This window comes from Acinetobacter thutiue, from assembly GCF_030385805.1.
GTDB classification, from domain to species: domain Bacteria; phylum Pseudomonadota; class Gammaproteobacteria; order Pseudomonadales; family Moraxellaceae; genus Acinetobacter; species Acinetobacter corruptisaponis.
The window spans coordinates 275,999-288,921 of sequence record NZ_JAUDZE010000004.1 but is presented as its reverse complement, the minus strand read 5'-3'; the positions used below and the strand labels follow the sequence as shown (position 1 = coordinate 288,921).

The following is a 12,923-nucleotide window of genomic DNA, read 5'->3' as shown; positions in this document are numbered from 1 at the left end:
AACGTACAAGTTCCATTTACTGGATGACAGTAAGATAGATGAAGTAAAAAAAGTGGCTGTATTAAAGCATAAAATCATAAAAAAAATAAGACTAAAGAATGTCAGAATCTGTTAATGCAAGCATGTATATTTATATATAGGTAGTTGTTTTTAATTGATTTGATCGTTTTTTGAGTTATTATTTGAATTTTTTATATGTGTTATTTTTATTAAAAATTATATTTAAAAACAATATTTTAAAATATTATGATTTTTTGAGAATTATTATTGATTATATGAATGAGGTTCATTCAAAATTTACATAAACAAGCTTTTATTTGTTGATTTTGTAAACAAAAATAAGATTGTTAACTTTATTCAGGTTAAGTTGTATGAGTCAAAATTTACGGCCTTTATCCCTCATTTATAATCAAAAATCAGGTTTTCATGCAGCACAACAAGATGAGCAATATGAACGTCTTATGACGTTTTGGACACAATATGGATTTGAAATCCAAGTTTTTGAGTTAAATCAGCAAGTTAATTTTGATGAAATGATGACATCGGTACTCTCCAGACATCAGCAGGCCGATTCGCGTGGTGTTGTGGTGGCGGCAGGAGGGGATGGCACCTTGAATGCGGTTGCCAAAAAATTGATGCATACCGATATTCCAATGGGAATCATGCCATTAGGGACATTTAATTATGTTGCCCGCGCCCTGAATATCCCAATTGATCTGGGTCTGGCTGCGGAGGTGATTGCCACAGGTATTGAACATAAGGTTCATGTTGCCATCCTGAATGACCAGATTTACCTGAATAATGCCAGTCTGGGTTTATATCCCTTATTTATAAAAAAACGGGAATTATATAACCAGCGTTTTGGCCGTTTCCCCTTGAATGCCTATACATCGGGTTTGGATGTGCTGTTGCGTGAACATAAGTCGTTAAAACTGGCGGTCACTGTAGATGGACAAAAATATCCTGTTGCAACACCGCTGGTTTTCTTTGGCAATAACCAGCTTCAACTCAGTGACATGAGGCTGAGGATTGCGGAATGTGCTGCCAATGGAAAGCTGGCAGGGGTGGTGGTGGCTAAAAGTGATCGGCTAAGCTTGCTGAAAATGTTATGGACACTGATTCAGGGGAAAATTGATCAGGCTTCCGACGTTTATTCATTCTGTGCTGAACAGATTCAGGTGGAGTGTAAAAAGAAAAAGCTCACTGTGGCAGTGGATGGAGAACTGATGGAAATGCAGACTCCCCTAAAATTCTCAGTTGAAAAATCGGCTTTAAAGGTAATGGTGCCAAATGCTTTTGCACCTGTCTGATTTACACTTTGGTACTGAAAGAGAAGTATGTATTCAGGCCATACAGCAGTTTTGCCAACAGCATCGGCCAGAGGCGATTGTGGTGAGTGGGGACTTAACCCAGCGTGCCCGCTTTAAGCAGTTCTATGCTTGCCGACAATTTCTGGATTCCCTGTCACTGCCTTATTTGGTGGTGCCAGGAAATCATGACATCCCTCTGTATCAGGTCTGGAACCGATTTTTTTCCCCTTTTGTACTGTATCAGGCATTTTTTGGTCGCCTGGAAACAACGCTGGAAACTGAGCATTTTTATATTGTGGGGGTAAACAGTATTCGGCGGCGTTACCACACGCGGGGACATATTTCCCTGGAACAAATTCATGAAACCTATGAAAAGTTAAACAATGCACCCTCAAATAAAATAAAGCTGGTGGTTTTTCATCAGCCTTTTTATATATCTCCCGATCAGCATGACGATAAGGATTGTCCTGTTTTAGGAAAGATTGCTTTGGAACGCTGGGGCGAAACGGGACTGTTTGGCTTGTTGCATGGGCATTTACATCAAACAGCAGTATATGATCTCACAAAGATTTATCAGTTAAATGTCAATCATCCCATCTATGACATTCATGCAGGCACCGCAATTTCGAGCCGTTTACACCATGACTCAACCAATAGTTTTAATGCCATTTTAGAGAATGGAAAGATTGAGCATTATTGGTTTGATGAACGCTTGGGAATGTTTAAAAACTTATAATAGAAAACAAGATGAAAAGTTTGGCTAAATCTTTTAAATCTATCCTGTTATATGAAAAACATAACTTATTAAATATCTTTAAATTATGAGTTCCTTACACTGATATAAAAATAAGCATATTAGACTTGATTTTTGAATGCTTGAAAAATATTAATATTTTAAATATCAGAATATTGTGTTGATTTTTTTTAAAATTATCAGTCGATTTTTAACTGGAAAAATCTCTTAATACAGGTCAGTCTATTCCCCATTTGAGGAATATAACTGCCACAAAAAAATACATAAAATCTTTTGAGAGTTGATGAAATTTTGCTCCCCAAATTCTTCATTTGTAAGATATCGGAAAACTCTAAAACTGGAAAAATAATCATTTTAAATAACATATACATACGCACAAAGTAATAAATATAAGTACTTTTGCGATTTCTGCATGCTGAAAGGTGACAAAATGACACGTATATACTTGGTGGATAAAAGTATTCATAAAACAACAACTAAATCTGAGGTCATAGCAACTGGGCAATCAACAGCAATTCCTTTAGATCAACGCTTAATGGCAAAGTTTGAGATTCATCCAGAACAAGTCTCTTCAATTGTGCGGGTGGGAAATAACGCGGTTGTACATTTAATAGATGGCACTCAAGTTGTTTTAGAGGGTTTTTTTGTTCAGGAGCTTCTACAACTTCCCTTACAGGATGGGCAAAGCTTATGGGCAACACTTGTTGAGGATGAGGTTACAGAGCAACCTATAGATGATTATCTGGTACTGGATGGTGTGCCACCTGAGGCTGTGGTTCCTGATAGTTCGATTGTTCCTGCTGCTGGCCTAAACCCTGAGATACCAGCCGCAATTGTACCTGAAGCTACAGGTGCTGCAGCAAGTGCGGCCACGGCAGGTACTATCGCCGCGACTACAGTACCCACTTGGGCTTTGGTTGCAGGTGGACTTGCTGGTGCTGGAGCCATTGGTGCCGCCGTCAGTGGAGGAAGTGATAAAAAGGATAATCTTCCAGACACCACAGCACCAACTCAGCCTCAGGGTGGTTTTACTGATAATAAAGATGGCAAAACCATTACTGGGCAGGCTGAAGCTGGCAGTACCGTGATTGTGAAAGATGCGGCAGGTAAAGAGCTGGCTAAGGCAACGGTAGGTGCTGATGGCAAGTTTAGTGTGACTTTGCCAAATGCATTGAGTAACGGTGAACAGGTTAATGTGACTGTCAAGGATCCAGCAGGCAACGAAAGTACAGTGGCGAGTATCACTGCGCCTGATACAACCGCACCAACGAAGCCAGAGAGTACTTTTACTGATAATAAAGATGGCAAAACTATTACTGGACAGGCTGAAGCTGGCAGTACCGTGATTGTGAAAGATGCGGCAGGTAAAGAGCTGGCTAAGGCAACGGTAGGTGCTGATGGCAAGTTTAGTGTGACTTTGCCAAATGCATTGAGTAACGGTGAACAGGTTAATGTGACTGTCAAGGATTCAGCAGGTAACGAAAGTACAGTGGCAAGTATCACTGCACCTGATACCACAGCTCCAGTTGCAGGCACCTTGGGTTTTACCAATTTAATAGATACGGGTACTTCATCTACAGATCGAATTACGCAGGATAAAGCCTTTGACCTGAATTTGATGGGGCAAGAGACAGGTAGTACAGTTAAATATCAGCTTTCCAAAGATGGAGGAGCTTGGACCAATACAACTGCAAACCAGACGAATCTGTCAGATGGTGTCTATCAGTTTAAGGCGATTGTAACTGACAAGGCGGGTAACAGTGCTGAGACTCTGTCACCGAAAGTAACAGTGGACAATACTGTACCAGCGGCAGGTACTTTAACCCTAACCAACTTAACAGACACTGGTTCATCATCTACAGACCGCATTACCCAGGACAAGAATTTTGATCTTAGCCTGACAGGTCAGGAAGCAAATACAACGATTATGTATCAGGTTTCTAAAGATGGTGGGGTCTGGACTAATACTACTGTAAATCAAAATAATCTGGCAGATGGTATCTACCAGTTTAAGGCGATTGTGACTGACAGGGCGGGTAACAGTTCAGAGGTATTATCTTCAAAAATAACAGTAGACAACACGATAGTAGCTGGCAATTTATCATTTATTAATTTTGTTGATAGTGGTGCTTTGGCAACTGATCATATTACGCAGGACAAAGCTTTTGATCTCAGCTTAACTGGGCAGGAAACTGGAACGACTGTCATCTATCAAGTTTCAAAAGATAGTGGAGTATGGAGCAATACAACCGCCAAACAAAGTAATTTGACAGATGGCGTCTATCAATTTAAGGCGATCGTGACTGATAAGGCGGGAAACAGTGCAGAGGTATTATCTAGCAAAGTTACGGTTGATAATACAGTACCAGTTGCAGGTGTTCTTTCATTTGCTAACTTAACCGATACAGGTTCATCATCTACTGACCGCATTACCCAGGACAAGAATTTTGATCTCACCTTAACAGGACAAGAGGCTGGAACAACAGTCGTTTATCAAGTATCCAAGGATAATGGTGCGTGGACAACAACGACAGCAAACCAGACCAACCTGACAGATAGAATTTACCAGTTTAAGGCGATCGTGACCGATAAGGCAGGAAACAGTGCAGAGGTGCTATCTGCAAAAGTTACCGTTGATAATACAGCACCGATAGCGGGAACCCTGTCATTTACCAATTTTACCGATACAGGCTCGTCATTTACTGACCAAATTACACAGGACAAGGCTTTCGATTTAAGCCTGACAGGGCAGGAAACAGGGGCCACAATTCAATATCAGGTGTCTAAAGATGGTGGGATTTGGACCAATACCACTGCAAACCAGACGAACCTGTCAGATGGAGTCTATCAGTTTAAGGCAATTGTGACTGACAAGGCAGGAAACAGCGCAGAAACCTTATCAACAAAAATCACAGTAGATAATACTCCACCAGCTACAGGAATATTATCTTTTGCTAATTTAGATGATACAGGTGTTTCTGATACAGATGGTATTACAAAAGATAAAGTCTTTAATTTGGCATTAACAGGGCAAGAGGCGGGAACCACTGTTATTTATCAGGTTTCTAAAGATGGCAGTGTCTGGGCAGATACCAGTGTAGAACAAAGTGGCCTGGTTGATGGAGTCTACCAGTTTAAGGCAATCGTGACTGACAAGGCGGGTAACAGTGCAGAGGTATTATCTACCAAATTAACCGTTGATAATACTGTACCAGTTGCAGGCATGCTTTCATTTACCAATCTAACGGATACAGGCTCATCAGCTACTGACCAAATTACACAGGACAAAGCTTTTGATCTCACCTTAATAGGACAAGAGACTGGAACAACAGTCATTTATCAAGTATCCAAGGATAATGGTGCGTGGACAACAACAACGGTAAGCCAAACCAACCTGACAGATGGAATTTACCAGTTTAAAGCGATTGTAACGGATAAGGCGGGTAATAGCTCAGAAGCATTATCTTCAAAAATAACAGTAGACAACACGATAGTCGCTGGCAGCCTGTTGTTCACTAATTTGACAGATACGGGTTTGTCCTCTACGGATTTAATTACACAGGACAAGGCCTTCGATCTCAGCCTGACAGGCCAAGAAGTAGGAACCACAGTTGTTTATCAAGTATCTAAAGATAATGGTGCGTGGACAACAACGACACCAAGCCAAACCAACCTGACTGATGGTGTTTACCAGTTTAAGGCGATTGTGACCGATGTTGCAGGGAACAGTGCAGAGGTATTATCCAGCAAAGTTACGGTTGATAATACGGCACCAGTTGCAGGCACGCTTTCATTTACGAATTTAACCGATACGGGTTCATCATCTACAGACTTGATTACACAGGACAAGGCTTTTGATCTCACCTTAACAGGACAAGAGGCTGGAACTACGGTTGTCTATCAGGTGTCTAAAGATAATGGTGCATGGACCAATACCACCGCAAACCAGACGGACCTGACAGATGGTGTGTATCAGTTTAAGGCAATCGTGACTGACAAGGCGGGTAACAGTGCAGAGGTGTTATCTAGCAAAGTTACGGTTGATAATACAGCACCAGTTGCAGGAGCTTTATCAATCACGAATCTAAGTGATACAGGTTCATCATCTACAGACCTGATTACGCAGGACAAGAGTTTTGATTTAAGTTTAACGGGACAAGAGACAGGAACTACTGTTGTTTATCAGGTATCTAAAGATAATGGTGCATGGATAACAACGACACCAAGCCAAACCAATCTGGCAGATGGTGTTTACCAGTTTAAGGCGGTTGTGACCGATGTTGCGGGGAACAGTGCAGAAACCCTGTCTTCAACGGTAACGGTGGACAACACTCCACCAGTGGCAGGCACATTGTCATTTAGTAATTTGACAGATACAGGTATTTCAACTACAGACTTGATTACGCAGGACAAAACATTTGATTTAAGTTTAACTGGGCGTGAAGCTGGAACCACTGTTGTTTATCAAGTATCTAAAGATAATGGTACATGGGCCAATACCACTGCAAACCAGACCAATCTGGCAGATGGTGTCTATCAGTTTAAGGCAATTGTGACCGATGTGGCAGGGAACAGTGCGGAAACACTATCACCCAAATTGACTGTGGACAATACCCCACCAGCAGCAGGCGTACTGTCATTTAGCAGTTTAACTGATACAGGTATTTCATCTACTGACCTGATTACACAGGATAAGGCTTTTGATTTAAGTCTAACAGGACAGGAAGCAGGAACGACAGTTGTCTATCAGGTGTCCAAAGATAATGGTGCATGGACAGCAACGACTGCAAGCCAAACCAATCTGGCTGATGGCATTTACCAGTTTAAGGCGATTGTGACTGATGTTGCTGGAAATAGTGCGGAAACCTTTTCTCAAATTGTAACTGTGGACAATACGCCACCAGCAGCAGGCACACTGTCATTTAACAATTTGACCGATACAGGTATTTCATCCACAGACCGAATTACACAGGATAAAGCTTTTGATTTAAGTTTAACTGGGCAAGAGCAGGGTACAACTGTTGTCTATCAAGTATCGGTCGATGGTGGACAGACTTGGGTTGATACTGATACAGCACAAAGTAATCTGGCAGATGGTGTGTATCAGTTTAAGGCCATTGTGACAGACGTTGCAGGGAACAGTGCTGAAACTTTATCCCCAATTGTGACTGTAGATAATACTGCACCCGTAACTGGAACATTAGCTTTCGCAAATTTCAATGATACAGGTATTTTGGCTACAGATTACATCACCAAAGACCAAGCCTTTGACCTAAGTTTAACGGGACAGGAGGCAGGAACAACGGTCGTTTATCAGGTTTCTAAAGATAATGGTGTATGGGTTAATACTGATATTGCACAAAGCAATTTGGTCGATGGCCATTATCAATTTAAGGCAATTGTAACTGACAAGGCAGGTAATAGTGCAGAGACCCTGTCTCCAATTGTTGTTGTGGATAATACACCACCTGTTGCAGGAACCTTAACATTTAGCAATTTGAATGACACTGGTGCGTCAGCAATTGACCGAATTACTCAAGACAACAGCTTTGATTTGCAGTCTTTACATCCAATCGTAATTGGAGAAGAAGCTGCGATTACTGATCATTATGAGGTTTCTACAGATGGTGGATTGACATGGATAACCACTACAGCACAACAGACAAATCTGGCAGATGGAACGTATCAGTTTAAGGCGATTGAAACCGATGTTGCGGGCAATATCGTAGAGACAGCGATTGAAACGGTTGTGGTGGATACCTTGAAGCCTCAAATCGCAACCGATTTATTCATCAGTGAAGATGGCTGGACTTTAACAGGCTTGACCGAAGCTGCTGGTTTAAAGGTAAATGTATTTGATCAAAATGGGTTATTGGTTGGAACTACTGAAAGCTATGCTAATGGTGAATTTAGTCTGCAACTCGACAAATCCTATGTTGATAATGAAGAATTCACGGTTGTATTGCGTGATCGTGCAGGGAACGAGAGTGATGAAGCGAATGTCGTTGCATTGGGTGATGTGACCCGACCTGAAGCTGCGACAGGGCTTGAACTTAGTGAGGGTGGCAGTGGTTCGATTTTAACAGGTAAAGCGGAACCTGATGCCATCATTAAAATTTATGATCAGGATAATAACCTCATCCATCAATGGAACAACAATGTTAATGCTGATGGCACATTTACCATTTATTTGAACCAGTATTATTTAAAAGGACAAACCTTAACGGTAACAGTGACAGATGCTGCTGATAATGTCAGTGAAAGTGCAACGATTGTTGCGCCAACGGACAATACGAATCCTGAACCGATTGATGAGGTTGTTTTTGATGAAAATGGTTTGAACTTTACAGCCCAGGCCGAGGCCAATAGTACTGTTAAGGTTTACGATATAGACAACAACCAGGTCGGTACTGGATATGCGGATAGTGAGGGAAATGTTTCAGGCTGGTTCGATCATGTTTATCTGGACGGTCAGTTACTCACATTTATCGTATTTGACCGTGCTGGAAACCAAAGTGCTGAAGTGCCATTGAATGCGATAAATGATGACTCTATACCTGATCCAGCAACAAATCTTGTCTTGATCGAAGAGAATGGTGGTTCAGTCTTAACAGGTACAGCCGAACCGAATGCCACCATTCAGGTTTATGATCAGGATGATAACCTTGTCTATCAATGGAACAACAATGTCAAGGCTGATGGCACATTTGAGATTTATTTCAACCAGTACTATCTAAAAGGGCAAACCTTAACTGTCACTGTCACTGACCGTGCTGGTTTGGTCAGCGAAAAAGCCACAATTGTTGCGCCGTTGGATAATACTAATCCTGAACCAATCCAGAATATTGAGTTTAATGAGGATGGGCGTAACTTCACTGCAACAGCCGAAGCCAATAGCACGGTGAAAGTGTTTTATCAGGGGAATGAAGTTGGCAGTGGTTACACAGATAGTGAGGGCAAGGTATCTGGTTATTTCTATGAGGTATTTCTGGATGGGCAGGAACTTTCATTTATCGTTGTTGACCGTGCACAGAATGAAAGTGACACAGTTAATCAAAATGCCCTGACTGACCGTGATGCTCCAGCGGTTGCGACTGATCTTGAACTGATTGAGGGTGGTTTTGGTTCTATTCTGCTTGGCAAAGCGGAGCCGTACGCAACCATTCAGGTGACTGATGCCAATGGAAACTCAGTAACTGCATGGTTGGCGAATATCACTGTGCAGGTAGATGGCACATTTAGAATCAACTTAAATGACTACTATCTACATGGTGAAACCTTAAAGGTTACTGTCACTGACCGTGCTGGTAATATCAGTGAAGTCGCAACAATTGATGCCCCAATTGATGAGGTTAAACCTGACCCACTGGATGTTGAGCATATTATTTTCAATGAAAACGGCTTGAATTTTACCGCAGTTGCCGAAGCCAATAGCACCATTAAAGTGTTGTATCAGGGCAATGAGGTCGGACAGGGGTACACTGATAGTGACGGTAATGTTTATGGTTCTTTCAATCAGGTATTCCTGGATGGTCAGGAGCTCACCTTTATTGTGGTTGACCGTGCGGAAAATGAAAGTAATCCAGTAACCGCTATTGCATTAAATGATGACATTGCGCCTCTAGCCGCTGAAAATGTCACGGTTACACCTGAAGGATGGATTTCTGGGGAAGCTGAGCCGAATGCAATGGTTGATGTTATTGACAAATATGGTGCAGTCATTACATCGATTTATGTGAATTATAATGGTTCCTTTGGTCAATTGATTAACCTGAGCCAATACCAGTCACAAGAGTTAAGTATTGTGGTGAAAGATGCCGCTGGAAATCGCAGTGATCCTGTCTACAAGCTTTTGCCTGCATTGGTGGATACACCAGCGGCGGCGATTGACTTGGTGCTTGATGCCGAGGGGCATGTTCTAACAGGTATGGCAACAGCAGGTTTCTATATTGTGGTGACCAATGCGGCTGGTGAGCGTGTCGATAGTGGTTGGTGGAATACACTGGTTAATGAGGATGGCACATTCAGTATTCAGCTAAATGACTATTATCTACAGGGGCAGACATTACAAGTCCGTGTTGTTGATTTATCAACAAACCAATATAGCCCAATTACTGAAATCGTTGCACCTTTGGACGATATTCTTCCTGTTGTTGAAAATGTCGTGATCAGTGAGGATGGCTATTCCGTTGCTGGACAAACAGAACCTAAATCAACCATTAAGATTGTGGATGCGGATGGTGATCTTCGAGGCGAATATCAGGCCGATGAGACAGGTTATTTCAATTTCAGTGTCTATCCACAAATCTTGCGTGGTGAACAGCTCTTTATTACAGCCACGGACTTAGCAAAAAACGTGAGCAACCCATTCAGCATTAGTTTTAATGCGGATAGCAATGCACCGAACCCAGCCGAAAATGTAGTGGTGTCTGAAAATGGCTTCTTTATTGAGGGCGATGCAGTACCAAATGGCTACGTCCGTATTGTGAATACACAAAGCAATGCGATTGGTAGTGGTTTGGTGGATGAGTTTGGACACTTTAACATTCAGTTATATTCACCTCAGGCAAATGGTGAAGTCCTACGTGTTGTTGTGGAGGAAAATGGATACCAAAGTGCCTATATCGAAATTACTGCACCAATAGATAATGTTGTGCCTGAAGCGGCAACAGAACTCGTATTGGAAAATGGACAACTACTTTCAGGACAGGCAGAAGCTTATTTAACCATTAAGATTTTTGATGCCGATAACAATCAGGTTGGGCAGACTACAGTAGATGCTAATGGAACGTTCACGACCTACTTATGGTATCCATACTGGCATGGCGAAACCTTGACTGTAAAAGTGGTTGACGGCAACCAAAATGAAAGTCCAGATAGTACTATTGTTGCGACGAATGATACGACAGCACCAGATGCGGCAACGCAACTTGCAATAAATGAGTGGGGTTATCTGACTGGCCATGCCGAAACCAATGCCACAGTCGAAGTGACCTATTATTTTGCAGATCAGGAACCTTATACCAATAGTGCAACAGCAGTGAATGAGGGAACTTTTGAAATCTATATGTATGACAACGCCACTTCATTTGATGTGACTGTGGTGGATCGTGCAGGAAACCATAGTCCGACTGTGACGGTGAACCAGACGGAAATTCCGCATATTACCGTAGACCAGTTGAGGGGAGATAATACCGATAACATCTATCAGGTTGATCATACTTATGATTTTGTTCAGGAATATATTGTTGAATACTATGAAACTTATGAAGAAGTTTGGGTAGGTGCTGGTTATTATGAACAACAGTGGGTTGAAGAGGGGCATTACGAGCAGCAATGGGTAGAGGGCCATTATGAGGATGTCTGGGTAGAGGGCTATTATGACTATGTCTGGGTAGACAGTGGTGAATGGCGTTATCGTGATTATTATAGTGATCAATATGGTGTGCGTTACTATACCGATGACGGTTCGTATGATTCTTATTTCAGTACTTATTATGACTATAGTGCTGGTCAATGGCAGGAGGGATATGCACTTGATGGTCCATTTGTTGAAGAAGAGTGGTTTGGTGATGGTTATTATGAATACCAATGGGTAGATGGTCATTATGAGCAGCAATGGGTAGATGGCTATTATGAGGATGTATGGGTAGACACCAGTCATTATGAAGATGTATGGGTTGAAGGCGGTTATTGGGAAAACCAACTGGTTGATCAGGGATATCGAGATGTAGACTTTGGTGGCCATGACAAGATTATTAGCTCTGTCAGTTATAGCCTGGTGGACCACTATGATTCAGTTAATGATCCAACCAGTGCTGAGTCTTATTTGGAAAGTGGTCGTTATGTTGAGGATTTAGAACTTGTTGGTAGTGCGAATTTAAGTGCTACAGGCAATGGGCTGGATAATGTCATCACAGGTAATACAGGAGATAACATTCTGGATGGACGTGGTGGGCACGATACTTTCTTTGGCGGCGCAGGTTCGGATACGGTCATCTATAACCTCTTGAACTATAGTGATGGGCTGGTCGATAGCTGGCAGGATTTCCATGTTGGCAATGTGCAGGAAGATTCACAGGCAGATAAAATTGATTTGAGTGAGCTATTAACCGATTATGCGGGTGATGGTTCAGTCGATTCCTTGTCTGGCTTTATCAATGTGAGTCAGGATGGGGACAATACCGTGATCAGTATTGACCGTGATGGCGGTGCAAATGGCTATCCACAGGTTCAACTTGTAACCTTAAACCAGATCCATACCACTCTGGATGAGTTGTTGGCAAATCAGCAACTTATTATCTAGAAATCGTGCAAGATAGAAAAGAGATCAGCAATGGTCTCTTTTTTGTATTTTTTTTAACCTGAGGCATCTTTTTTATAAAAAAAATTCTTTTTACCCCTTGAAGCCATTTTTTTTAACCCCACAAAAGTGGCATATCAAATTTTGTTATGGCGCTTTTGTCTTGTCATAACAATTTATCAAAAAAGACTAAGTCTGATGGAGTTAATTATGAGCAACATTCGTCCATTACATGATCGTGTTGTGATTCGTCGTGTAGAAGAAGAAACCAAAACTGCTGGCGGTATTTTACTTCCAGGTTCTGCTGCTGAAAAACCATCTCAGGGTGAGGTGATTGCAGTGGGCAATGGTCAGATCACTGACAATGGTGTGCGTGCTTTGGATGTTAAAGTTGGAGACAAAGTATTGTTTGGTACTTATGCGGGAACAACTGTAAAAGTAAACGGTGAAGAACTCTTGATTATGAAAGAGTCAGATATCTTGGCTGTGCTTGAAGGCTAATCGACACATAACTCACATTTATTATCAGATTAAGTATTTAAAAAGATTCGGAGTT

Annotated in this window: 4 protein-coding genes; all 4 read left to right on the top strand. The window is 41.7% G+C overall.

What is annotated here, in order from left to right:
* The first annotated feature begins 371 nt into the window (after positions 1 to 371).
* The 4 genes from QTA56_RS11365 (at position 372) to QTA56_RS11350 (ending at position 12,868) form a co-directional block, all read left to right on the top strand.
* Positions 372 to 1,310: a diacylglycerol/lipid kinase family protein gene (locus QTA56_RS11365; RefSeq protein WP_267981058.1), complete on the top strand. Its 939-nt coding sequence runs from the start codon at positions 372 to 374 to the stop codon at positions 1,308 to 1,310.
* Complete coding sequence (locus QTA56_RS11360; protein WP_267981057.1) at positions 1,291 to 2,046, top strand: metallophosphoesterase family protein; 756 nt, start codon at positions 1,291 to 1,293, stop codon at positions 2,044 to 2,046. The genes QTA56_RS11365 and QTA56_RS11360 overlap by 20 nt, the downstream gene beginning before the upstream one ends.
* A gap of 448 nt (positions 2,047 to 2,494) precedes the next feature.
* Entirely contained in the window at positions 2,495 to 12,370 is a 9,876-nt protein-coding gene (locus QTA56_RS18330) for an Ig-like domain-containing protein (protein ID WP_267981056.1), read from the top strand.
* A gap of 207 nt (positions 12,371 to 12,577) precedes the next feature.
* Positions 12,578 to 12,868, top strand: coding sequence for a co-chaperone GroES (locus QTA56_RS11350; RefSeq protein ID WP_000065579.1), 291 nt, complete (start codon positions 12,578 to 12,580; stop codon positions 12,866 to 12,868).
* The last annotated feature ends 55 nt before the right edge of the window (positions 12,869 to 12,923 follow it).